Origin of the sequence: Paracoccus sp. T5 (assembly GCF_048538155.2) — a bacterium.
Classification (GTDB): domain Bacteria; phylum Pseudomonadota; class Alphaproteobacteria; order Rhodobacterales; family Rhodobacteraceae; genus Paracoccus.
Window position 1 is genome coordinate 2,797,297 of record NZ_CM135809.1, and the last position, 20,084, is coordinate 2,817,380.

At 63.9% G+C, this 20,084-nt stretch carries 32 protein-coding genes; 1 reads left to right on the forward strand and 31 read right to left on the reverse strand.

The annotated features are described in order from the left end of the window. Window positions 1–29 precede the first annotated feature (29 nt). From ACNR9W_RS13725 to rplO, 10 genes are all read right to left on the reverse strand, one after another. Window positions 30–1,346, reverse strand: coding sequence for a replication-associated recombination protein A (locus tag ACNR9W_RS13725; protein ID WP_419271394.1), 1,317 nt, complete (start codon window positions 1,344–1,346; stop codon window positions 30–32). Between the two features lie 61 nt (window positions 1,347–1,407). Beyond that, window positions 1,408–1,998 (reverse strand): acyl-homoserine-lactone synthase, encoded by a 591-nt coding sequence (locus ACNR9W_RS13730; protein ID WP_419271395.1) that lies wholly within the window; start codon window positions 1,996–1,998, stop codon window positions 1,408–1,410. A gap of 62 nt (window positions 1,999–2,060) precedes the next feature. Next, entirely contained in the window at window positions 2,061–2,672 is a 612-nt protein-coding gene (locus ACNR9W_RS13735; RefSeq protein WP_419271396.1) for a helix-turn-helix transcriptional regulator, read from the reverse strand. Window positions 2,673–2,976: 304 nt separating this feature from the next. Then, window positions 2,977–3,396: a 50S ribosomal protein L17 gene (gene rplQ / locus ACNR9W_RS13740; protein ID WP_111299693.1), complete on the reverse strand. Its 420-nt coding sequence runs from the start codon at window positions 3,394–3,396 to the stop codon at window positions 2,977–2,979. A 113-nt stretch (window positions 3,397–3,509) separates the two neighbouring features. Continuing rightward, complete coding sequence (locus ACNR9W_RS13745) at window positions 3,510–4,526, reverse strand: DNA-directed RNA polymerase subunit alpha (RefSeq protein ID WP_111299692.1); 1,017 nt, start codon at window positions 4,524–4,526, stop codon at window positions 3,510–3,512. 117 nt (window positions 4,527–4,643) lie between these two features. Continuing rightward, a complete protein-coding gene (gene rpsK / locus ACNR9W_RS13750) occupies window positions 4,644–5,033 on the reverse strand; it encodes a 30S ribosomal protein S11 (protein ID WP_111299691.1) in 390 nt (129 codons plus the stop codon). 12 nt (window positions 5,034–5,045) lie between these two features. Then, window positions 5,046–5,414, reverse strand: a complete 369-nt coding sequence (gene rpsM / locus ACNR9W_RS13755; protein WP_111299690.1) for a 30S ribosomal protein S13 — start codon at window positions 5,412–5,414, stop codon at window positions 5,046–5,048. 154 nt (window positions 5,415–5,568) lie between these two features. After that, a complete protein-coding gene (locus ACNR9W_RS13760; RefSeq protein ID WP_419271397.1) occupies window positions 5,569–6,231 on the reverse strand; it encodes an adenylate kinase in 663 nt (220 codons plus the stop codon). An 85-nt stretch (window positions 6,232–6,316) separates the two neighbouring features. Then, entirely contained in the window at window positions 6,317–7,687 is a 1,371-nt protein-coding gene (secY, locus tag ACNR9W_RS13765; protein ID WP_419271398.1) for a preprotein translocase subunit SecY, read from the reverse strand. A gap of 110 nt (window positions 7,688–7,797) precedes the next feature. Next, entirely contained in the window at window positions 7,798–8,274 is a 477-nt protein-coding gene (rplO, locus tag ACNR9W_RS13770) for a 50S ribosomal protein L15 (RefSeq protein ID WP_419271399.1), read from the reverse strand. A 236-nt stretch (window positions 8,275–8,510) separates the two neighbouring features. Here rplO and ACNR9W_RS13775 point away from each other — a divergent pair, with 236 nt between their 5' ends. Further along, a complete protein-coding gene (locus ACNR9W_RS13775; protein ID WP_419271400.1) occupies window positions 8,511–9,134 on the forward strand; it encodes a hypothetical protein in 624 nt (207 codons plus the stop codon). A 78-nt stretch (window positions 9,135–9,212) separates the two neighbouring features. On the opposite strand, the gene rpmD is transcribed toward ACNR9W_RS13775, so the two are convergent. The 21 genes from rpmD to tuf all read right to left on the reverse strand — a co-directional run bounded on the left by rpmD (window position 9,213) and on the right by tuf (window position 20,016). Next, complete coding sequence (rpmD, locus tag ACNR9W_RS13780; protein ID WP_111299685.1) at window positions 9,213–9,401, reverse strand: 50S ribosomal protein L30; 189 nt, start codon at window positions 9,399–9,401, stop codon at window positions 9,213–9,215. 9 nt (window positions 9,402–9,410) lie between these two features. Beyond that, window positions 9,411–9,989 (reverse strand): 30S ribosomal protein S5, encoded by a 579-nt coding sequence (gene rpsE / locus ACNR9W_RS13785; protein WP_419271401.1) that lies wholly within the window; start codon window positions 9,987–9,989, stop codon window positions 9,411–9,413. Between the two features lie 116 nt (window positions 9,990–10,105). Next, window positions 10,106–10,465, reverse strand: coding sequence for a 50S ribosomal protein L18 (gene rplR, locus ACNR9W_RS13790; RefSeq protein ID WP_111299683.1), 360 nt, complete (start codon window positions 10,463–10,465; stop codon window positions 10,106–10,108). Between the two features lie 12 nt (window positions 10,466–10,477). Continuing rightward, window positions 10,478–11,011, reverse strand: coding sequence for a 50S ribosomal protein L6 (gene rplF, locus ACNR9W_RS13795; protein ID WP_419271402.1), 534 nt, complete (start codon window positions 11,009–11,011; stop codon window positions 10,478–10,480). A 10-nt stretch (window positions 11,012–11,021) separates the two neighbouring features. Continuing rightward, window positions 11,022–11,414 (reverse strand): 30S ribosomal protein S8, encoded by a 393-nt coding sequence (gene rpsH / locus ACNR9W_RS13800; RefSeq protein ID WP_419271403.1) that lies wholly within the window; start codon window positions 11,412–11,414, stop codon window positions 11,022–11,024. A 16-nt stretch (window positions 11,415–11,430) separates the two neighbouring features. Beyond that, entirely contained in the window at window positions 11,431–11,736 is a 306-nt protein-coding gene (gene rpsN, locus ACNR9W_RS13805; RefSeq protein WP_419271404.1) for a 30S ribosomal protein S14, read from the reverse strand. A gap of 19 nt (window positions 11,737–11,755) precedes the next feature. After that, window positions 11,756–12,316: a 50S ribosomal protein L5 gene (gene rplE / locus ACNR9W_RS13810; protein WP_419271405.1), complete on the reverse strand. Its 561-nt coding sequence runs from the start codon at window positions 12,314–12,316 to the stop codon at window positions 11,756–11,758. Next, window positions 12,316–12,621 carry a 50S ribosomal protein L24 gene (rplX, locus tag ACNR9W_RS13815; protein WP_111299679.1) on the reverse strand — a complete coding sequence of 102 codons (306 nt, stop codon included), beginning with the start codon at window positions 12,619–12,621 and terminating at the stop codon, window positions 12,316–12,318. The genes rplE and rplX overlap by 1 nt, the downstream gene beginning before the upstream one ends. Next, entirely contained in the window at window positions 12,621–12,989 is a 369-nt protein-coding gene (gene rplN / locus ACNR9W_RS13820; protein ID WP_022708219.1) for a 50S ribosomal protein L14, read from the reverse strand. The genes rplX and rplN overlap by 1 nt, the downstream gene beginning before the upstream one ends. Before the next feature lie 76 nt (window positions 12,990–13,065). Further along, complete coding sequence (gene rpsQ, locus ACNR9W_RS13825; protein WP_419271406.1) at window positions 13,066–13,311, reverse strand: 30S ribosomal protein S17; 246 nt, start codon at window positions 13,309–13,311, stop codon at window positions 13,066–13,068. A 12-nt stretch (window positions 13,312–13,323) separates the two neighbouring features. Next, entirely contained in the window at window positions 13,324–13,530 is a 207-nt protein-coding gene (rpmC, locus tag ACNR9W_RS13830) for a 50S ribosomal protein L29 (protein WP_419271407.1), read from the reverse strand. Between the two features lie 213 nt (window positions 13,531–13,743). After that, the gene (gene rplP, locus ACNR9W_RS13835) at window positions 13,744–14,157 is read right to left on the reverse strand and encodes a 50S ribosomal protein L16 (protein WP_111299675.1); all 414 of its coding nucleotides are present in this window, start codon (window positions 14,155–14,157) and stop codon (window positions 13,744–13,746) included. A gap of 12 nt (window positions 14,158–14,169) precedes the next feature. Next, a complete protein-coding gene (gene rpsC, locus ACNR9W_RS13840; RefSeq protein WP_419271408.1) occupies window positions 14,170–14,880 on the reverse strand; it encodes a 30S ribosomal protein S3 in 711 nt (236 codons plus the stop codon). Further along, the gene (rplV, locus tag ACNR9W_RS13845) at window positions 14,880–15,260 is read right to left on the reverse strand and encodes a 50S ribosomal protein L22 (protein ID WP_419271409.1); all 381 of its coding nucleotides are present in this window, start codon (window positions 15,258–15,260) and stop codon (window positions 14,880–14,882) included. Before rplV ends, rpsC begins: the two co-directional genes overlap by 1 nt. Window positions 15,261–15,265: 5 nt before the next feature. Next, window positions 15,266–15,544 carry a 30S ribosomal protein S19 gene (rpsS, locus tag ACNR9W_RS13850; RefSeq protein ID WP_111299673.1) on the reverse strand — a complete coding sequence of 93 codons (279 nt, stop codon included), beginning with the start codon at window positions 15,542–15,544 and terminating at the stop codon, window positions 15,266–15,268. 3 nt (window positions 15,545–15,547) lie between these two features. Next, complete coding sequence (rplB, locus tag ACNR9W_RS13855) at window positions 15,548–16,387, reverse strand: 50S ribosomal protein L2 (protein ID WP_419271410.1); 840 nt, start codon at window positions 16,385–16,387, stop codon at window positions 15,548–15,550. Window positions 16,388–16,482: 95 nt separating this feature from the next. Then, window positions 16,483–16,779 carry a 50S ribosomal protein L23 gene (locus ACNR9W_RS13860; RefSeq protein WP_136857775.1) on the reverse strand — a complete coding sequence of 99 codons (297 nt, stop codon included), beginning with the start codon at window positions 16,777–16,779 and terminating at the stop codon, window positions 16,483–16,485. Beyond that, window positions 16,776–17,396, reverse strand: coding sequence for a 50S ribosomal protein L4 (gene rplD, locus ACNR9W_RS13865; RefSeq protein ID WP_419271411.1), 621 nt, complete (start codon window positions 17,394–17,396; stop codon window positions 16,776–16,778). The genes ACNR9W_RS13860 and rplD overlap by 4 nt, the downstream gene beginning before the upstream one ends. Next, window positions 17,396–18,247, reverse strand: coding sequence for a 50S ribosomal protein L3 (gene rplC / locus ACNR9W_RS13870; protein WP_419271412.1), 852 nt, complete (start codon window positions 18,245–18,247; stop codon window positions 17,396–17,398). The genes rplD and rplC overlap by 1 nt, the downstream gene beginning before the upstream one ends. 11 nt (window positions 18,248–18,258) lie before the next feature. Beyond that, window positions 18,259–18,567 (reverse strand): 30S ribosomal protein S10, encoded by a 309-nt coding sequence (rpsJ, locus tag ACNR9W_RS13875; RefSeq protein ID WP_042247848.1) that lies wholly within the window; start codon window positions 18,565–18,567, stop codon window positions 18,259–18,261. A gap of 273 nt (window positions 18,568–18,840) precedes the next feature. Further along, window positions 18,841–20,016 (reverse strand): elongation factor Tu, encoded by a 1,176-nt coding sequence (gene tuf / locus ACNR9W_RS13880; RefSeq protein WP_458478505.1) that lies wholly within the window; start codon window positions 20,014–20,016, stop codon window positions 18,841–18,843. Between the last annotated feature and the right edge of the window lie 68 nt (window positions 20,017–20,084).

Genomic DNA, 20,084 nt, shown 5'->3' on the forward strand with positions numbered 1-20,084 from the left:
CGCGTCTGTGTGGCCGCCGTCGCGCAAAGTCAACCGCCGCGCTTCAGCCGCTGCTGCACGAACCAGTCCAGGCGCCGCTTCAGCTCGCGCTCAAAGCCGCGCTCGACCGGCGTGTAAAGGACAGGGCGCTTCAGCCCGTCGGGGAAATAGTTCTGGCCGCTGAACCCGTCCTCGGCATCGTGGTCATAGGCATAGCCCGCGCCATAGCCCTGATCCTTCATCATCTTGGTGGGCGCGTTCAGGATGTGTGCGGGGGGCATCAGGCTGCCGGTGCGCCGCGCCTCGGCGCGGGCGTTCTTGTAGGCGGCATAGCCGGCGTTGGATTTCGGGGCCAGCGCCAGGTAGATGACGGCCTGCCCCAAGGCCAGTTCCCCTTCAGGGCTGCCCAAACGTTCATAAAGCGCCCAGGCATCCAGGCAGTGGCGCGCGGCGGCGGGGTCCGCCAGCCCGATATCCTCGATCGCCATCCGGGTGATGCGGCGCGCCAGATAGCGCGGGTCCTCGCCCCCCTCCAGCATCCGCGCCAGCCAGTACAGGGCCGCGTCCGGATCGCTGCCGCGCACCGACTTGTGCAGGGCCGAAATCAGGTTGTAATGCTCATCCCCCGACTTGTCGTATTTTGCCGCGCGCTTCATCAGCCGCTGCGCCAGCATGTCGGGGTCGATCCTGGCCTCGGTCTTCCAGGCGGCGACCTGCTCGATCAGGTTCAGCGCGGCGCGCCCATCCCCGTCGGCCATCTCCAGCAGTGCCTCGCGGGCCTCGGCGGTCAGCGGCAGCTTGCGGTCCAGTTCGCGCTCGGCCCGTTGCGCCAGCAGCTCCAGGTCGGCCAGCGACAGGCGCTCCAGCACGATCACCTGGGCGCGGGACAAAAGTGCTGCGTTCAGTTCGAAGGACGGATTTTCCGTCGTGGCACCGACCAGCAGGATCGTGCCATCCTCCATATGCGGCAGAAAGCTGTCCTGCTGCGCCTTGTTGAAGCGGTGGATCTCATCGACGAAGAGCAGGGTCGCACGGCCCTGCTGGCGGCGTAGCTTGGCCGCGTCGAACACCTTGCGGAGCTCGGGGACCCCGGTGAAGATCGCGCTGATCTGAACGAAGGCCAGATCGGTCTCGTCCGCCAGCAGGCGGGCGATGGTGGTCTTGCCCACGCCGGGAGGCCCCCAGAGGATCAGCGAGGACAGGCTGCCCGAGGCCAGCATGCCGCCCAGGGGCCCATCCGGCCCCAGCACCCGGCCCTGCCCGATCACCTCGGACAGACGCGCGGGCCTGATGCGGTCGGCCAAGGGCCTGACCCCCGTCGCGGACGGGGGCTTCGGTGGCGGGTTGGTGTCGAAAAGATCAGCCATGGCAGCCTATTCTAGGCGCGGCCCGGCATCTGCAACAGCCCTGTTCGACGGGCGCTTGCGGTTAATGCATCTTGCCGGCCAGATCGATGGCCACGCATTGAAAATTAGCGTCGTCAATCCAAAGTTCGCGACCCAGGGCCTCGGCCTCCAGCCCGCAGCGCCCGTACCAGCGCGGCCAGTTCGCGCCGGTCAGCGCGATCAGCTTGGTGGCGCCCATGTCGCGCGCCGAGCTGGTCATCGCCTCGACCATCTTGAAATGCACCTTGCGGCGATACATCTGCGGGATCGAATGGCTGACGAAGACCCGCGAGCACTCCCAGACATGGGGATCGACCGGCGCCTTGTCATAAAGCAGATCCTGCGGGATCGAGCCTCCCAGGATGCCTTCCTGCGCATCCCGGATCATGTAGGAATAGATCCCGCAGCGCGCGATCGTGGGGGTCAGCCGGATGCCGGCCAGAACCTCGCCCATGTCATGGATGGCGATCCAGCGACTCTGGGGGGTGTCGTACTGGTCGAATTCCATGTCCTCCGCTTCGGGCAGATCCCAGTTCTTCTGGATGATGAAGCTCTGCTTGCGGGCGCGGAACAGATTGGCAAACAATTCGCCATGGTTATGTAAGTTCGAAAAAGACAATGTGGTTGTCTGCATTTGCTACTCCTGGGGTGTGAGGGCACCCTCCACGCCTCGCGGCCCCCCTTGGGCGACAACATCTACAGCAACCGGTACTCCTTGGCCCTCTGGAGCGCCTCGGCAGTCGTCCGCGCCTTCAGACGCTCCCGGACGGATATCAATCTTGCCTTGAACGCGCTTTCGGTAATGCCAAGCTTGGCAGCCGCTGCTGCATGACGGTCACCCTCCGCAATGCATCGAAGGGCTTCTTTCTGAGCCTTGGTCAGGCTCGCCGGAGGCTCCGTCATCTCGTGAAGCCGCCAGACTGTGGTCGAGATTTCCTGGATCTCGGCATCGGTAAATTCGCGATCTCCGCGGGCGAACGAGGCGATCGTCCGGGACGCGATGGGCCCGTGCGACACCGTCAGCCCGAAGATCAGGCCATGAGCCGCCGCATCCTTGAGGATGTTGAACGGGTCAGGAATAGGCAGCGCCGACCATCTGCAGGCGCCCGTCGTTGAAAAGCCCCAGGCGATCGTCGGATCGCGCAGTGCATAGCCGTTCTGGGAATAGAACTCGGACCATTCCTCGGCATAGGTCTGGAATTGCATCAGGGGCGCAGCGAAACGGATGTGCAGCCCGACGAAATACCCCGACAAGGCAATCTTGCCGAGAGTTCGTAGACCGGCGTTTATGTCTGCGCGTGATGACATGGCTTTTTAGACAAATTGAAATTGTTTCGGTCAACGACGAATGTAGCTTTGCCCTCTTTTCGTTTCCAGTTGGTTAACGACCGACATTTTTCTTTCGAATACATGCGCCTCCCGCCCCGGAATCGCCGCCGAAGGGCGGGCAGTCCGTCTATCGATGATACAGATGGGAGCAGCGTCGCGGAAGCTGAAGAATTGTCCATTCCGCCACGTCAACCCGATCAAGTTGCATTTAGGTTCCCGATACGCAAAGGGCCCTGCCACGAGCGACGTGGCAGGGCCCTGCATCTGGACGGTCTGGCCGGGATTATTCCTCGGCGGCCGCTTCGGCTTCCAGGCGCGCACGATCGGCGGCACCCTTGGCGGACGGATCGCGGTCGACCAGTTCGATGATGGCCATCGGCGCCATGTCGCCATAACGGAAACCGGCCTTCAGGATGCGGACATAGCCACCCTGACGGTCCTTGTAGCGGGCGCCCAGCTCGCCGAACAGCTTGGCGACGTGGATGTCCTGCTTCAGCTGCGCATCGGCCTGGCGGCGTGCATGCAGATCGCCGCGCTTGGCCAGCGTGATCAGCTTCTCGACGATCGGGCGCAGTTCCTTGGCCTTGGGCAGGGTCGTCTTGATCTGCTCGTGCTCGATCAGCGAGCCGGCCATGTTGGCGAACAGCGCCTTGCGGTGTTCATGGGTACGGTTGAGGCGGCGATAGCCACGGGCGTGACGCATGATGTGTCTCCTTTACGTCTTTTGCTTTGTCCGGCAGCCCATGCGTGCGGGCCGCTCTCCTTGGGGCGGAATGCCCAGGTTGGCGGGGCGCCCGAAGGCGCCCGGCCGAAAGATCAGAACTGATCGTCGAACCGCTTGGCCAGGTCCTCGATGTTCTCCGGCGGCCAGTCGACGACGTCCATGCCCAGGTGCAGGCCCATGCCCGACAGCACTTCCTTGATCTCGTTCAAGGACTTGCGGCCGAAGTTCGGGGTCCGCAGCATTTCCGCTTCGGTCTTCTGGATCAGATCGCCGATATAGACGATGTTGTCGTTCTTCAGGCAGTTGGCCGAACGCACCGACAGTTCCAGCTCGTCCACCTTCTTCAGCAGGCGCGGATCGAATTCCAGACCCTCGTCGCTGTCCTGGCGGGTGGCCGATTCGGGTTCGTCGAAGTTGACGAAGACCGACAGCTGATCCTGGACGATGCGCGCGGCATAGGCCACGGCATCTTCCGGCGTCAGCGAACCGTCCGTCTCGATCTTCATGGTCAGCTTGTCATAGTCCAGGACCTGGCCCTCGCGGGTGGGCTGGACTTCATAGCTGACCCGCTTCACCGGCGAGAAGATCGCGTCGATCGGGATCAGGCCGATGGGCGCATCTTCGGGACGGTTCTTGTCCGCGGCGACATAGCCCTTGCCCGTCTGCACGGTCAGTTCCATGTTCAGTTCCGCACCGTCATCCAGATGGCAGATGACATGCTCGCGGTTCAGGACCGTGATGCCGGCGGTTTCCTGGATGTCGCTGGCCTTGACCTCGCCCGGACCCTTGGCGGACAGCGTCAGGCGCTTGGGGCCCTCGACGTCCATCTTCAGGGTCACGCCCTTCAGGTTCAGCACGATGTCGGTCACGTCCTCGCGGACCCCGGCAACGCTGCTGAACTCGTGCAGGACATTGTCGATCTGCACGGCAGTGATGGCGCCGCCCTGCAGCGACGACAGCAGCACGCGGCGCAACGCGTTGCCCAAGGTCAGGCCGAAGCCCCGCTCCAGCGGCTCGGCGACCAGCGTCGCGGTGCGGGTCGCGTCGGCGCCCGGCTTGACGACCAGCTGGGTCGGCTTGATCAGTTCGGCCCAATTCTTGTGGATCATGGATTTTCCTCCATACCTGTCCCCGACCCATGACCAAGGCCGGAAACGCCCGAGGTGAAATGCGAAAGTCCGGCCCGCGCGAAATCGCCGCGCGGACCGGTCAAGAATGATCCAGGATCAGACGCGGCGACGCTTCGGCGGGCGGCAGCCGTTATGGGCGATCGGCGTCACGTCACGGATGGCCGTGATGTTGAAGCCGGCGGCTGCCAGAGCGCGCAGCGCCGATTCGCGGCCCGAACCGGGGCCCTGAACTTCGACGTCGATGGTGCGGACGCCATGTTCCTGAGCCTTGCGGGCGGCATCCTCGGCAGCCATCTGGGCGGCGTAAGGGGTCGACTTGCGCGAACCCTTGAAGCCCATGGTGCCGGCCGAGGACCACGCGATCGCGTTGCCCTGGACGTCCGAGATCAGAATTTTGGTGTTGTTGAAGCTGGAATTCACATGCGCAACGCCGGTGGCGATGTTCTTGCGTTCCTTGCGCTTCATGCGGGTCTTGTCACGTGCCATGTCGCTTGCCCCTTACTTCTTCTTGCCGGCGATCGGCTTCGCCGGGCCCTTGCGGGTGCGGGCATTGGTGTGCGTGCGCTGGCCGCGAACCGGCAGGCCGCGACGGTGACGCAGGCCACGATACGAGCCAAGGTCCATCATGCGCTTGATGTTCATCTGAACTTCGCGGCGCAGGTCGCCTTCGACGGTCAGGTTGGCATCGATATATTCGCGGATGGCCAGAACTTCGGCGTCGGACAGTTCGTTGACGCGGCGCGTGCGGTCGATACCGACGCCTTCGCAGATCTGTTCGGCGTACATGTCACCGATGCCGTGGATATAGGTCAGGGCGATGGGGACGCGTTTCCCCGTCGGAATGTTGACGCCAGCAATACGAGCCACGCGTTTTCCTTTTCAGTTGCGGTTCCGTAGCACCGGAACCTTTTTTCACAACGCAAGGCCCGAAAGCCATGCCTTCGGGCCAATCGATGGTCCACCCGCGAACCGGGTGATTCTCTTGCGAGATGCCGTGACTTATCGGCACATCACGTCAAGGTCAAGCCTTGGGGCCGGTCCCGTCCAGGGCCGCCGCGATCTGGGCGGAGACCTCGTCCATCTCGGCCAGGCCGTCGACCTGGGTCAGCTTGTCCTTGGCGTAATAATAGCCGATCAGCGGCGACGTCTTCTTGTAGTATTCCAGCAGCCGCGTCTTGAGGCTGTCCTCGTTGTCGTCGGCACGGCGCTTGAGATCGGTGGAGCCGCAGACGTCGCAGACGCCCTCGACCTTGGTGGGCTTGGTCTGATCATGATAGACCTCGCCGCAATTGCCGCAGGTGAAGCGACCGGTGATGCGGCGCACCAGCGCCTCGTCATCGACCTGCATCTCGATCACCGCGTCCAGCGACATGCCGGTCTCGGACAGAAGCTGCCCCAGGGCATCGGCCTGGGCCAGCGTGCGGGGGAAGCCGTCAAAGATGAAGCCGGCACCGCCGCCGGCCAGCTGCTCGCGGATCAGGCCGATAACGATCTCGTCCGTGACCAGCTGACCGCGATCCATGACCTCGGCCACCCGCTTGCCCATCTCGGTGCCCGAACTGCGGGCGGCCCGCAGCATGTCCCCGGTCGACAGCTGGACCATGTCGCGATCTTCGACCAGGCGACGCGCCTGGGTGCCTTTTCCGGCGCCCGGCGGGCCAAGCAGGATGATGTTGATGGTCATGGCGTCTGTCCCCCTCAGTCGGCCCTTATGTCGGCCTTGTCTGTTGCGGTGCGGGCCGTGAACGGCCCACCCAGTTGGCCTCCGATCAGCGTCGCGACGGCAAGCGGCGCGGCTTGGCGGTGCCGGGTTTGCGTTTACCACGCAGCTGCGATTTCTCAATCAGCCCTTCGTACTGGTGGGCCAGCAGGTGGCTCTGGACCTGGTTGATCGTGTCCATCGTCACCGACACCACGATCAGCACCGAGGTGCCGCCCAGATAGACCGGGATCGACAGCTGCGTGCGCAGGATCTCGGGCATCAGGCAGACGAGCGCCAGATAGGCCGAGCCGATCACCAGCACGCGGTTGACCACGTAATCCAGATAGTCCTGCGTGCGCTTGCCCGGCCGGATGCCCGGAATGAAGCCGCCCTGGTTCTTGAGGTTGTCGGCCACGTCATCGGTCTTGAACGAGACGTTCTGCGTGTAGAAATAGGTGAAGAACACGATCATCGACGCGAAGAACAGCAGGTAGAGCGGCTGCCCGGGACCGAAATAGGCCAGGATCACCGACATGATCGGCCCGGTCTCGTTGCCCGAGAAGGTCGAGATGGTGATCGGCAGCAGCAGCAGCGAACTGGCGAAGATCGCGGGGATCACGCCGGCCGGGTTCACCTTCACCGGCAGGTGGCTGGACTGGCCGTCATAGACCTTCATGCCGACCTGGCGCCGCGGATACTGGATGCGGATCTTGCGCAGCGCCCGCTCCATGAAGACGACGAAGGCGATGATGGCGATCAGCATGACGATCACGAACAGGATCACCGGGGTCGAGATGGCGCCCGTGCGGCCCTGCTGGAAGAAGTTGGCCAGCGAGGCCGGCACCTCGGCCAGAATGCCCACGAAGATGATCAGCGAGATGCCGTTGCCGACGCCGCGGGCGGTGATTTGCTCGCCCAGCCACATCAGGAACATGGTGCCACCGACCAGCGTGATCACCACGGAGGCCTGGAAGAACAGCCCGGCCTCATGCGCGAGGCCGCCGGCCTCGAGGCTGCGGGCCAGGCCATAGGCCTGGAACAGCGCCAGTGCGACCGTGCCGTAGCGGGTGTACTGGTTGATCTTCTTGCGGCCCTGCTCGCCTTCCTTCTTCAGCTGCTCCAGCGACGGGACCATCGAGGTCAGCAGCTGCACGATGATCGAAGCCGAGATATAGGGCATGATGCCCAGGGCAAAGACGCCCATGCGGCCAAGCGCGCCGCCGGTAAACATCGACAGCATGCCGCCGATGCCGGATTGGGCCTGGTCCATGAAGTTGCGCAGCGCCGCCCCGTCGATGCCCGGGACGGGAATATAGGTCCCGAGGCGATACATGATCAGCACGCCGATCGTGAACCAGATCCTCTGGCGAAGTTCCGTGGCCTTTCCGAGCTGCCCCCAGGAGAGGTTCGCGGCCATCTGTTCTGCGGCTGACGCCATATGAAGTCCGTCCCGTGTCATGACAGCGCCGCCGACCCGTTTTCGCGGGGACCGGCGGCGCCTGAAAACCTAGATGCTATCTATGGGGCGGGAAAGCCCCGATCAACAGCTTATTCGGCCGACGCCGCGACTGCGGGCAGCGTGACCTTGCCGCCGAGCTTCTCGACCGCCTCGACGGCCGCCTTCGAGGCGCCGGTGACGACGATGGTCAGGCCGGCCTTCAACTCGCCCTTCGCCAGCAGACGGATGCCGTCCAGCTTGCGGCGCACCAGGCCCGATGCGACCAGCGCATCTTCCGTCAGCTCGGCCGAGCCGTCGATCTTGCCCGCATCGATGAAGCCCTGGATCTGGCCCAGGTTCACGACGGCGAAGGACTTGGCGTTCGGCTTGGTGAAGCCGCGCTTGGGCAGGCGGCGATAGAGCGGCATCTGGCCGCCTTCGTAGCCGTTCAGCGCAACGCCCGAACGCGAGTTCTGGCCCTTGATACCCCGGCCGGCGGTCTTGCCCTTGCCCGAGCCGGGACCACGCGCCACGCGCTTCTTCTTGCGGTTGGCGCCATCGTTGTCGCGGATTTCATGCAGTTTCATATCGCTTCTCCTTCGCCGGACGCACCCTCGAAGCGAAACAGGGGGCCACGGCATTTCTTGGTTCTTGAGTCGGTGTACCGGTCGGCACCGGCGCCCTATACGCCCAAATGCCGCAGCTTTCAAGCGATGCGAAAAGCACGGCCGCCTCACCCTGAGGCCGTCACACCGGTTTGTGTCTTGAGCGCGGCGCGCGGCTTGTTAGGCCGGGGGCAGCACGCTTCACAACCGAGACCGCCATGACCTTACCGCGAGTTCTTCCTGCCGCAGCCCTCCTGTTCCTGGCCGCCACCGCCTCGTTGGGCGCCGAACCGACGCTCTGCACCGCCCGCATCAATGCCAAGGACGTGGTCCTGGGCTATGACAAGGACGAAGCCCGGCTTGGCGACACCTATTCGCGCCGCGAACTTCTGGCGACGCGATGGGGCCGTCACGACTGCCCCAGCTATGTCGTGCTGCGCAGCCTGACGCCGGAACTGAGCGACGAGGAGCGCCTGCCCTTCTGCCTGCGCTTCGATGCCGAAAGCGAATCGGTCGCAGGCTATGACTTGGGGCCGCGCGATGCCTGGGGCCGCTGCAGGCAGGCCTCCCGATCCGTCTGCAATCGGGTGAACCAGACAACAGGCGCCGCGGGCGCGCTGACTTCGGCGGCGGCCCGTCGCTCGGTCCAAGGGCTGCAGGCCTTGCCGGACGGATCAGGGGCGGTGATCCTCAGCGGCACCGGAACCGCGATCTCGGGCGCGCTGGCCTCCCTTGGCGGCGCGGCGGCGGCGGTGGCCGCCTCGCCGGTGCTGCTGACGGGCGCGGCCGTGTCGGTCGTGGCCGTGGGCGGCACGCTCTATGCCTGCCACGAAGGCGAATAACCCCTGCCGCTGCCCTTGCCCACCGCAATGCAAAACGCCCCGCTTTCGCGGGGCGTCTCTGTCACCAAGCCAATTAGCTCAGTTCTTTTCTTCGATGATGGTCACCAGATGCGGGATCTTGTTGACCATGCCGCGCACGGACGGAGTGTCCTCCAGCTCCCGCGTGCGGTTCATCTTGTTCAGGCCCAGGCCCTTCAGCGTGGCACGCTGGTCGGCAGGGCGACGGATCGGAGAACCGATCTGCTTCACGACGATGGTTGCCATCAGTCTTGCTCCTTACGCTTCGACAGCGGCGTCAGCCGGCTTGTCGCCCGAATTGGGGGCCGAGGGCAGGATGTCGGCCACCTTCTTGCCGCGACGCTGCGCGACCGAACGGGGGCTCGATTCCTTTTTCAGACCGTCCAGCGTGGCCCGGATCATGTTGTAGGGGTTCTGCGACCCCTGCGACTTGGCCACGACGTCCTGGACGCCCAGCATCTCGAACACGGCACGCATCGGACCGCCGGCGATGATGCCGGTGCCCGGAACGGCGGTGCGCATGATCACCTTGCCGGCGCCATGACGACCTTCGATGTCATGGTGCAGGGTGCGGCCGTCACGCAGCGGGACGCGGACCAGGCTGCGCTTGGCCTGCTCGGTGGCCTTGCGGATGGCCTCGGGGACCTCCTTGGCCTTGCCCTTGCCGAAACCGACGCGGCCACGCTGGTCGCCGACGACGACCAGAGCTGCAAAGCCGAAGCGCTTGCCACCCTTGACGGTCTTCGACACGCGGTTGATCGCGACAAGGCGATCCTGGAATTCCGGGTTCTCTTCGCGCTCTTCGCGGCGACCCCGGCGGTTGTCACGTTCTGCCATGAGGCATTCCTTGTAAGGTGGCGCGCCGAACGCGCCCATTGTGTCAATCCAGGTGGACCCACGACAGGGCCGCGGGTCCCCGGATCATCGGGGCGGCGCAGACGCCGCCCGCAGGATCAGAACTTCAGCCCGCCTTCGCGCGCTGCCTCGGCCAAGGCCTTGATCTTGCCGTGGAAGATGAAGCCGCCGCGGTCGAAGACGACTTCTTCCACGCCGGCAGCCTTCGCACGTTCGGCGATCGCCGAACCGATCTTGGCCGCGGCCTCGACATTGTTCTTGCCCACCAGACCAAAGTCCTTCTCCAGCGTGCTGGCCGAGGCCAAGGTCACGCCGTTCAGGTCGTCGATGACCTGAACCGAGATGTTCTTCGACGACCGGTGAACCGACAGCCGCGGGCGGCCGTTCGACATAGCCCGCAGTTTGTTCCGCACGCGCAGGCGGCGCTTCTGGAACAGCTCTTGCTTTTTCAGTGCCATTTCATGCGCCCCTTACTTCTTCTTGCCTTCCTTGCGGAAGACATACTCGCCCTTGTAGCGGATGCCCTTGCCCTTGTAGGGCTCGGGGCGGCGCCACTCGCGGATGTTCGCGGCAACCTGACCAACCAGCTGCTGGTCGATGCCTTCCACAACGATTTCGGTCTGCTTCGGCGCCGTGATCGTGACGCCCTGCGGCACCTCGAAGTTCACGTCGTGCGAATAGCCCAGAGCCAGCTTCAGGACATTGCCCTGCATGGTGGCGCGGTAACCCACGCCCTGGATCTCCAGCTCTTTCTTGAAGCCCGTCGACACGCCGGTCGTCAGGTTCTCGATCATCGAGCGGGTCATCCCCCACTGCTGGCGCGCGCGCTTGGAGGCGCCGCGCGGCTTGACCGCAACGGAGCCGTCTTCCAGCACCAGGTCCACATCGTCGGTCGCCGTGAAGCTGCGGGTGCCTTTCGGCCCCTTCACTTCGATGGTCTGACCCTTGATCTCGGCCGTCACGCCCTGGGGCAGTTCGACCGGCTTCTTACCAATCCGAGACATTCTGCCCTCCTTAGAACACGGTGCAGAGGACTTCACCGCCAACATTGGCAGTGCGAGCCGCTGCATCCGACATGACGCCCTTGGGAGTCGAGACGATCGAGACGCCCAGACCCTGACGGACCTGCGGGATTTCCTTGGCGCCGGCATAGACGCGGCGACCAGGCTTCGACACGCGCGACAGTTCCCGGATGACCGGGGTGCCGTCGTGGTACTTCAGCCCGATTTCCAGCTCCTTATGGCCGGCATCGGTGGTCACTTCCTCGTAGCCGCGGATGTAACCTTCGTTCTTCAGCACGTCCAGAACCCAGGCACGCAGCTTGGAGGCGGGGGTGCGGACGGTCGATTTGCCGCGCATCTGCGCATTGCGGATGCGGGTCAGCATATCGCCGAGAGGATCGTTCATCATTCCCTGTTCCCCCTTACCAGCTGGACTTGACCAGGCCGGGGATCTGACCTTGCGAGCCCAGCTCGCGCAGCATGATCCGCGACAGTTTCAGTTTGCGGTAATACGCGTGCGGACGACCGGTCAGTTGGCACCGGTTGTGCAGACGCACGGCCGACGAGTTGCGCGGCAGTTCGGCCAGCTTCAGCGTGGCCTTGAAGCGCTCTTCCATCGGACGGGACTGGTCATGGATGACCTCGTTCAGTTCAGCACGCTTTGCGGCATACTGCTGGACCAGACGCTCGCGCTTCTTCTCGCGCTCGATCATGGATTTCTTTGCCATATCTTCTTTCCCTCCGCGATCAGCTGGTGAACGGCATGTTGAAATGCTTCAACAGCGACTTCGCTTCCGCGTCGGTCTTCGCGTTGGTGCAGATGATGATGTCCATCCCCAGAACTTCGTCGACCTTGTCGAAGTTGATCTCCGGGAACACGATGTGTTCTTTCAGGCCCATCGCATAGTTGCCACGGCCGTCGAAGGACGAACCCTTGACGCCGCGGAAGTCGCGGACGCGCGGCAGTGCGATGTTGATCAGGCGGTCCAGGAACTCGTACATGCGGTCGCCGCGCAGGGTCACCTTGCAGCCGAGCGGCATTTCCTCACGAACACGGAAGCCGGCGATCGACTTCTTGGCATGCGTGATGACAGCCTTCTGACCAGCGATCAGCGACAGCTCTTCAGCCGCCTGCTTGACCTTCTTGGTGTCCTTGACGGCTTCGCCGACGCCCATGTTCAGGACGATCTTGTCCAGACGCGGGATCTGCATGTCGTTCGAGTAACCGAACTCTTCCTTCAGCGCGGCGCGGATCTTGTCACGGAATTCCGCGCGCAGGCGGGGCGTGTACTTGGTGGCGTCCAGCATCAGATCACGTCTCCCGTGGTCTTGGCGAAACGGACCTTCTTGCCGTCTTCCATGCGGAAGCCGACGCGGGTCGCTTTGCCGTCCTTGTCCATCAGCGCCAGGTTCGACAGGTCGATCGGCATGGCCTTCGGCACACGACCGCCCTGGCTGTTCTGCGACTGCCGGGTATGGCGGATGGCGACGTTAACGCCTTCCACGATGGCCTTGTTGTCCTTGGGCATGACAGCGGCGATCTCACCCTGCTTGCCCTTGTCCTTGCCGGCCAGAACGACGACTTTGTCGCCTTTTTTCAGCTTGGCAGCCATCACAGCACCTCCGGCGCAAGCGAGATGATCTTCATGAAGTTCTTGGCCCGCAGCTCGCGCACGACCGGCCCGAAGATACGGGTGCCGACCGGTTCGCCCTGGTTGTTCAGGATGACGGCGGCGTTGCGGTCGAAGCGGATCGAGGTGCCGTCTTCACGGTTCACTTCTTTCGCGGTGCGGACGACGACGGCCTTGCGGACGTCACCTTTCTTGACCCGGCCCCGCGGGATGGCTTCCTTGACGGACACGACGATGATGTCGCCCACCGACGCATAGCGACGGTGCGAACCACCCAGGACCTTGATGCACTGAACCCGGCGAGCGCCGGAGTTGTCAGCAACATCCAGATTGGTCTGCATCTGGATCATTTGGTTTCTCCCGACCTTTGGAGACCGCCAGCAGCGGCCCCAGGGTTTCGATCATTTCTGATCTGTGATGATGGACTTATGCCGAAGCAGCTTCGTCCGTCAGGACAGTCCAGCGTTTCGTCTTCGAGATCGGGGCACATTCGACGATGCGAACGAGATCACCGATCTTGAACTGGTTCTGCGCGTCATGCGCGCGGTATTTCTTGGACGACCGCACGGTCTTGTGCAGCAGCGGGTGCTTGAAGCGGCGCTCGACCAGAACGGTGATGGTCTGTTCGTTCTTGTCGCTGGTGACGCGGCCTTGCAGAATGCGTTTGGGCATGGACCGGGCTCCTTAGTTCGAGGCCGCGGCGTCGGCCGCTTTCTGGTTCAGAATCGTCTTCACGCGGGCGACGTCACGGCGGACGGCGCGCATGCGGGCGGTGTTCTCGAGCTGGCCGGTGGCCTGCTGGAAGCGCAGGTTGAACGCTTCCTTCTTCAGCGCAACCAGCTGATCCTTCAGCTGGTCGGGCGTCTTCGACTTCAGTTCAGTGGCGTCCATGACGCTTCTTCCTTTCAACATCACCGGAGAGCCCCTGGCATCCAGGGCCACCCTGATTCCGGTGGAGTTTCGTGACGAAGGCCTGCCCATACAGGTCACGGGCGGCTTTGGCAACCCTTTTCGGCCGGGGCCTGAAAAGGCTGGCCCCGCCGATCGCTCGACGGGGCCGATGTCTTGGCCCGCGCAGGTCGCGGGGCCGTTCGCCTGGACGGCTTACCAGTCTTCGCGCGCGACGATGCGCGTCAGGACCGGCAGCTTCATCGCGCCGAGACGCAGGGCCTCGCGGGCGATGGTGTCGCTGACGCCATCGATCTCGAACATGATCCGGCCCGGGTGGACGCGGGCGGCCCAGAAATCGACCGAACCCTTGCCCTTACCCATCCGGACTTCGGTGGGCTTCGACGAGACCGGGACGTCCGGGAAGATCCGGATCCAGACCCGGCCCTGACGCTTCATGTGACGCGTGATCGCGCGGCGGGCCGCCTCGATCTGGCGGGCCGTCACACGCTCCGGCTCGGTGGCCTTCAGCGCGAAGGAACCAAAGTTCAGGTCGAACCCGCCCTTGGCTTCGCCATGGATCCGGCCCTTGTGCTGTTTGCGGAACTTCGTCCGTTTCGGTTGCAGCATGTTCTCTACTCCTTACCGAGCGTCGCGGCGCGGACCACGGGGGGCCGGACCTTCCTGAGCCTCGGCAGCGCGGCGATCGCGGGCCTGGGGATCATGTTCCATGATCTCGCCCTTGAAGATCCACACCTTCACACCGATGATCCCATAGGGGGTCGTGGCTTCGGACAGTGCATAGTCGATGTCGGCCCGCAGGGTATGCAGGGGCACGCGGCCCTCGCGGTACCATTCGGTCCGGGCGATCTCGGCGCCGCCGAGGCGGCCCGCGACATTGACGCGGATGCCCAGGGCACCCATGCGCATCGCGTTCTGGACCGAGCGCTTCATCGCGCGACGGAACGACACCCGGCGCTCGAGCTGCTGGGCGATCGATTCGGCGACCAGCTGTGCATCGACTTCGGGCTTGCGCACTTCGACGATGTTCAGGTGCAGTTCGCTGTCGGTGAAGTTCGCCAGCTTCTTGCGCAGCGTCTCGATGTCCGCGCCCTTCTTGCCGATGATGACACCGGGGCGCGCGGCGTGAATGGTCACGCGGCACTTCTTGTGGGGACGCTCGATGATGACGCGGCTGATGCCGGCCTGCTTGGCCTCCGTGTGAATGAAGTCCCGGATCTTCAGGTCTTCAAGCAGCAGGTTGCCATAGTCCTTGTCGTCGGCGTACCAGCGGCTGTCCCAGGTGCGGTTGACCTGGAGGCGCATGCCGATCGGATTGACCTTCTGACCCATTACGCTTGCTCCTCGACTTGGCGCACCTTGATGGTGATTTCCGAAAACGGCTTCATGATCTTGCCGAAGCGGCCACGCGCCCGCGGACGGCCGCGCTTCATCACCAGGTTCTTGCCGACCCAGGCCTCGGCGACGATCAGGTTGTCTACGTCCAGGCCGTGGTTGTTCTCGGCGTTCGCGATGGCCGACTGAAGGCATTTCTTCACGTCGCCTGCCACGCGCTTGTGCGAGAAGGTGAGGTCGGCCAGGGCCTTGTCGACCTTCTTGCCACGGATCAGCTGAGCCACCAGGTTCAGCTTCTGCGGCGAGGTGCGAAGCATCTTCGTCTTGGCGAAGGCCTCGTTCTCCGCCACGCGGCGCGGATTTGTTTCCTTACCCATGACGATTACTTCCTCTTGGCTTTCTTGTCCGCGGCGTGACCGTAATAGGTGCGCGTGGGCGAATATTCACCGAATTTCTGACCGATCATCTCTTCGCTGACAGCAACGGGAATGTGCTTGTGCCCGTTGTAGACGGCAAAGGTGAGACCGACGAATTGCGGCAGGATGGTCGAACGGCGCGACCAGATCTTGATGACCTCGGATTTGCCCGATTCCCGGACCTTTTCCGCTTTCTTGAGCACATAGGCGTCAACAAAGGGGCCTTTCCAAACAGAACGTGCCATGGATCAACGCCCCTTCTTTTTCGCGTGGCGCGAACGCAAGATGTACTTGTCGGTCGCCTTGTTGCTGCGGGTCTTCTTGCCCTTGGTGTCTTTACCCCAGGGCGTGACCGGCGTGCGGCCACCCGACGTGCGACCCTCACCACCACCATGCGGGTGGTCGATCGGGTTCATGGCGACGCCGCGAACGCTCGGGCGGATGCCCTTGTGGCGGTTGCGGCCGGCCTTGCCGAGGTTCTGGTTCGAGTGGTCGGCGTTGGACACGGCACCGATGGTAGCCATGCATTCCTGACGGACCAGGCGCAGCTCGCCCGAGGACAGGCGGATCTGGGCATAGCCGCCGTCGCGACCGACGAACTGGGCATAGGTGCCCGCCGAACGGGCGATCTGGCCACCCTTGCCGGCTTTCAGCTCCACGTTGTGGACGATCGTGCCGATCGGCATGCCGCTGAAGGGCATGGCGTTGCCCGGCTTCACGTCGACCTTGGCGCCGGCGATGACCTTGTCACCCACGGCCAGACGCTGCGGGGCCAGGATATAGGCCTGCTCGCCGTCTTCGTATTTCACCAAGGCGATGAACGCGGTCCGGTTGGGATCGTACTCGATCCGCTCGACGACTGCGGCCATGTCGAACTTGGTGCGCTTGAAATCGACGATGCGATACAGGCGCTTCGCACCACCGCCCTTGCGGCGCATGGTGATCCGTCCGGTGTTGTTCCGACCGCCCTTCTTGGTCAGACCCTCGGTGAGGGCCTTGACCGGGCGACCTTTCCAAAGCTCCGAACGGTCGATCAGAACCAGCCCGCGCTGGCCAGGCGTCGTCGGTTTATACGACTTCAATGCCATCTTTCTGTCTTCCGTTGCTTTGGACCAGGGTGGTCCGTTTCAGTCAAATGCGGCAGCCCCGGATCACTCCGGGGCAGCCAGATCGCGTCCGGCTATCAGAGACCGGTCGAGACGTCGATGGTGTGACCTGCTTCCAGCGTCACATAGGCTTTCTTGACGTCGCTGCGACGGCCGGGCTGGCCGCGGAAGCGCTTGGTCTTGCCCTTGGTGATGGTGGTGTTGACCGCCTTCACCTTGACGCCGAACAGGGCCTCGACGGCCTGCTTGATCTGCGGCTTGTTCGAGTCCTTGGCGACCTGGAACACGACGCCGTTGTTCTCGGACGTCATGGTGGCCTTTTCGGTGATGATCGGCTTGACGATCACGTCGTAATGTTCGGCTTTCGCGCTCATTTCAGACGAGCCTCCAGAGCTTCGACACCAGCGCGCGTGATGACCAGGGTATCACGCTTGAGGATGTCATAGACGTTGGCACCCATCGACGGCAGGATATCCACGCCTTCGATGTTGCGGGCGGCACGGGCGAAGCCTTCGTTGACTTCGGCACCGTCGATCACCAGCACGCGCTTCCAGCCGTTCTCGCGGACGGCCTTGGCGACGGCGGCGGTCTTGGCATCGGCGAGGTTCAGATCCTCGATGATGACCAGTTCACCGGCCGTGGCCTTCGCGGACAGCGCATGACGCAGACCCAGGGCGCGGACCTTCTTGGGCAGGTCGAAGGCGTGCGAACGCGGGGTCGGGCCCTTGTAGACGCCACCGTGACGGAAGGTCGGCGCCTTCTTGGAACCGTGGCGTGCGCCGCCGGTGCCCTTCTGGCGATAGATCTTCTTGGTCGAGTAGCTGACGTCCGACTTGCCCAGCACCGAATGCGTGCCGGCCTGCGCCTTGGCGCGCTGCCAGCGGACGACGCGCTGCAGGATGTCGCCACGCGGCTCCAGTCCGAAGATGTCGTCGGCCAGCTCGATCGACCCGGCGGCGCCGGAATCCAGCTTGATCACATCAAGTTTCATCACTTGTCTCCTTCCGGCGCGGCGTCTGCATCGGACTCGGTCGAGGCTTCGGCTTCCTGCAGGGCAGCTTCCTGCTCGGCGGCAGCGGCTTCCTCGGCGGCCTTGCGGGCGGCTTCTTCCTCGGCGGCAGCCTGGGCTGCGGCCTGGTCGGCCAGACGCTTGGCTTCCTCGGCGGCCGACTTCAGCGCGGCGGGATAGATCACGTTCTCGGGCGTTGCCTTCTTGACGGCGTCCTTGATGGTGACCCAGCCACCCTTCGAACCCGGAACCGAGCCCTTGACCATGATCAGGCCACGGTCGGCGTCGGTGCGGACAACCTGCAGGTTCTGCGTGGTGACGCGAACGGCACCCAGATGACCTGCCATCTTCTTGCCCTTGAACACCTTGCCGGGGTCCTGGCACTGGCCGGTCGAACCATGCGAGCGGTGGCTGATCGACACGCCGTGCGAGGCGCGCAGACCACCGAAGTTGTGGCGCTTCATCGCGCCCGCAAAGCCCTTACCGATCGAGGTGCCGGCGATGTCGACGAACTGACCTGCAAAGTAGTGGTCAGCCGTGATTTCCTCACCGACGTTGATCAGGTTCTCTTCGGCTACGCGGAATTCCGCGATCTTGCGCTTGGGCGCGACCGAGGCTTTGGCAAAGTGACCGCGCATCGCGGCGGTCGTGCGCTTGGCCTTGGCTTCACCGGCGCCCAACTGGACGGCGGTATAGCCGTCGGTGGCGGCGGTGCGCTGCGCGACGACCTGAAGGCCGTCCAGCTGCAGGACCGTGACGGGAACCTGACGGCCGTCCTCGAGGAACAGACGCGTCATGCCCAGTTTCTTGGCGATTACACCAGTACGCAACATGATCTGCCTCCTCAGACTTTGATCTCGACATCCACGCCGGCGGCGAGGTCGAGCTTCATGAGGGCGTCAACGGTCTGCGGGGTCGGGTCGACGATGTCCAGCAGACGCTTGTGCGTGCGGATTTCCCACTGGTCGCGCGACTTCTTGTCGATGTGCGGACCACGGAGAACCGTGAATTTCTCGATCTTGTTGGGCAGCGGGATCGGGCCGCGAACGGTCGCGCCGGTGCGCTTGGCCGTGTTGACGATCTCCTGGGTGCTGGCGTCCAGCACACGATAGTCGAAGGCCTTCAGCCGGATCCGGATATTCTGGCTTTGCATAAAGACATCCCTCTTGCGGGGAGTTCCAGTCGAGAGGCTGACGGCGCACCACGCGGCGCCAGCATCGGACCGTATGAAAAAAACGCAGGCCGCCCACGATGAGGCGGCCAAGCGCAAAACCGACGATTCTTTCCGAACCGGCAGCGATGCGGTCCTATGCCGCAAATCGAGCTGCCCGTCAAGCGCCCCGGACCCCTGCCCCGCGCATGAAAAGGGCCGCCCCGAAGGGCGGCCCTTTCCGTGATCCCGACCCCTGCCCTTCCGGGCCCCGGGTCACTCGATGATCTTGGAGACGACGCCTGCGCCGACGGTGCGGCCGCCCTCGCGGATGGCGAAGCGCAGCTTCTCTTCCATGGCGATCGGGGCGATCAGCTCGACCTCGAACTTCAGGTTGTCGCCCGGCATCACCATCTCGGTGCCTTCCGGCAGGCGGACAGTCCCGGTCACGTCCGTGGTGCGGAAGTAGAACTGCGGGCGGTAGTTCGCGAAGAACGGCGTGTGACGGCCGCCTTCTTCCTTGGTCAGGATATAGGCCTCGGCCTCGAACTTGGTGTGCGGGTTCACCGACTTGGGCTTGCACAGCACCTGGCCGCGCTCGACGCCGTCGCGGTCGATGCCGCGCAGCAGCACGCCCACGTTGTCGCCTGCCTCACCGCGGTCCAGCAGCTTGCGGAACATCTCGACGCCCGTGCAGGTGGTCTTGCGGGTGTCGCGGATGCCCACGATCTCCAGTTCGTCGCCCACGTTGACGGCGCCACGCTCGATGCGGCCGGTCACCACGGTGCCGCGGCCCGAGATCGAGAACACGTCCTCGATCGGCATCAGGAAGGGCTGGTCCACGGCGCGCTCGGGCGTCGGGATGTATTCGTCGACGGCGGCGATCAGCGCGCGGATCGAGTTCTCGCCGATCTCGGGATCGCGGCCTTCCATCGCGGCCAGCGCCGAACCCTTGATGATCGGGATGTCGTCGCCCGGATAGTCGTAGGAGGACAGAAGCTCGCGGACTTCCATCTCGACCAGTTCCAGCAGCTCCTCGTCATCCACCTGGTCGACCTTGTTCAGGTAGACGACCATGTAGGGGATGCCCACCTGGCGACCCAGCAGGATGTGCTCGCGCGTCTGCGGCATCGGGCCGTCGGCGGCGTTCACGACCAGGATCGCGCCGTCCATCTGGGCGGCACCGGTGATCATGTTCTTCACGTAGTCGGCGTGGCCCGGGCAGTCCACGTGCGCATAGTGGCGCGACTCGGACTCGTATTCCACATGCGCGGTCGAGATCGTGATCCCGCGGGCCTTCTCTTCGGGCGCGCCGTCGATCTGGTCATAGGCGCGGAATTCGCCGAAATACTTCGTGATCGCAGCCGTCAGCGTCGTCTTGCCGTGGTCAACGTGACCGATGGTCCCGATGTTGACGTGCGGTTTCGTCCGTTCAAACTTTGCCTTTGCCATGAGGGCCTCCTGATACCGCGGGGCAGGGCTGGAAATGGCCCCGGATTTTGACGTGCGCCGCGACATAT

Excerpts from the sequence above, each read along its gene's own strand:
- ACNR9W_RS13725 (WP_419271394.1), bottom strand. The coding sequence starts at position 1,346 with ATGGCTGATCTTTTCGACACCAACCCGCCACCGAAGCCCCCGTCCGCG.
- ACNR9W_RS13730 (WP_419271395.1), bottom strand. The coding sequence starts at position 1,998 with ATGCAGACAACCACATTGTCTTTTTCGAACTTACATAACCATGGCGAA.
- ACNR9W_RS13735 (WP_419271396.1), bottom strand. The coding sequence starts at position 2,672 with ATGTCATCACGCGCAGACATAAACGCCGGTCTACGAACTCTCGGCAAG.
- rplQ (WP_111299693.1), bottom strand. The coding sequence starts at position 3,396 with ATGCGTCACGCCCGTGGCTATCGCCGCCTCAACCGTACCCATGAACAC.
- ACNR9W_RS13745 (WP_111299692.1), bottom strand. The coding sequence starts at position 4,526 with ATGATCCACAAGAATTGGGCCGAACTGATCAAGCCGACCCAGCTGGTC.
- rpsK (WP_111299691.1), bottom strand. The coding sequence starts at position 5,033 with ATGGCACGTGACAAGACCCGCATGAAGCGCAAGGAACGCAAGAACATC.
- ACNR9W_RS13760 (WP_419271397.1), bottom strand. The coding sequence starts at position 6,231 with ATGACCATCAACATCATCCTGCTTGGCCCGCCGGGCGCCGGAAAAGGC.
- secY (WP_419271398.1), bottom strand. The coding sequence starts at position 7,687 with ATGGCGTCAGCCGCAGAACAGATGGCCGCGAACCTCTCCTGGGGGCAG.
- rplO (WP_419271399.1), bottom strand. The coding sequence starts at position 8,274 with ATGAAACTGCATGAAATCCGCGACAACGATGGCGCCAACCGCAAGAAG.
- ACNR9W_RS13775 (WP_419271400.1), top strand. The coding sequence starts at position 8,511 with ATGACCTTACCGCGAGTTCTTCCTGCCGCAGCCCTCCTGTTCCTGGCC.
- rpsE (WP_419271401.1), bottom strand. The coding sequence starts at position 9,989 with ATGGCAGAACGTGACAACCGCCGGGGTCGCCGCGAAGAGCGCGAAGAG.
- rplR (WP_111299683.1), bottom strand. The coding sequence starts at position 10,465 with ATGGCACTGAAAAAGCAAGAGCTGTTCCAGAAGCGCCGCCTGCGCGTG.
- rplF (WP_419271402.1), bottom strand. The coding sequence starts at position 11,011 with ATGTCTCGGATTGGTAAGAAGCCGGTCGAACTGCCCCAGGGCGTGACG.
- rpsH (WP_419271403.1), bottom strand. The coding sequence starts at position 11,414 with ATGAACGATCCTCTCGGCGATATGCTGACCCGCATCCGCAATGCGCAG.
- rpsN (WP_419271404.1), bottom strand. The coding sequence starts at position 11,736 with ATGGCAAAGAAATCCATGATCGAGCGCGAGAAGAAGCGCGAGCGTCTG.
- rplE (WP_419271405.1), bottom strand. The coding sequence starts at position 12,316 with ATGCTGGACGCCACCAAGTACACGCCCCGCCTGCGCGCGGAATTCCGT.
- rplX (WP_111299679.1), bottom strand. The coding sequence starts at position 12,621 with ATGGCTGCCAAGCTGAAAAAAGGCGACAAAGTCGTCGTTCTGGCCGGC.
- rplN (WP_022708219.1), bottom strand. The coding sequence starts at position 12,989 with ATGATCCAGATGCAGACCAATCTGGATGTTGCTGACAACTCCGGCGCT.
- rpsQ (WP_419271406.1), bottom strand. The coding sequence starts at position 13,311 with ATGCCCAAACGCATTCTGCAAGGCCGCGTCACCAGCGACAAGAACGAA.
- rpmC (WP_419271407.1), bottom strand. The coding sequence starts at position 13,530 with ATGGACGCCACTGAACTGAAGTCGAAGACGCCCGACCAGCTGAAGGAT.
- rplP (WP_111299675.1), bottom strand. The coding sequence starts at position 14,157 with ATGCTGCAACCGAAACGGACGAAGTTCCGCAAACAGCACAAGGGCCGG.
- rpsC (WP_419271408.1), bottom strand. The coding sequence starts at position 14,880 with ATGGGTCAGAAGGTCAATCCGATCGGCATGCGCCTCCAGGTCAACCGC.
- rplV (WP_419271409.1), bottom strand. The coding sequence starts at position 15,260 with ATGGGTAAGGAAACAAATCCGCGCCGCGTGGCGGAGAACGAGGCCTTC.
- rpsS (WP_111299673.1), bottom strand. The coding sequence starts at position 15,544 with ATGGCACGTTCTGTTTGGAAAGGCCCCTTTGTTGACGCCTATGTGCTC.
- rplB (WP_419271410.1), bottom strand. The coding sequence starts at position 16,387 with ATGGCATTGAAGTCGTATAAACCGACGACGCCTGGCCAGCGCGGGCTG.
- ACNR9W_RS13860 (WP_136857775.1), bottom strand. The coding sequence starts at position 16,779 with ATGAGCGCGAAAGCCGAACATTACGACGTGATCGTCAAGCCGATCATC.
- rplD (WP_419271411.1), bottom strand. The coding sequence starts at position 17,396 with ATGAAACTTGATGTGATCAAGCTGGATTCCGGCGCCGCCGGGTCGATC.
- rplC (WP_419271412.1), bottom strand. The coding sequence starts at position 18,247 with ATGTTGCGTACTGGTGTAATCGCCAAGAAACTGGGCATGACGCGTCTG.
- rpsJ (WP_042247848.1), bottom strand. The coding sequence starts at position 18,567 with ATGCAAAGCCAGAATATCCGGATCCGGCTGAAGGCCTTCGACTATCGT.
- tuf (WP_458478505.1), bottom strand. The coding sequence starts at position 20,016 with ATGGCAAAGGCAAAGTTTGAACGGACGAAACCGCACGTCAACATCGGG.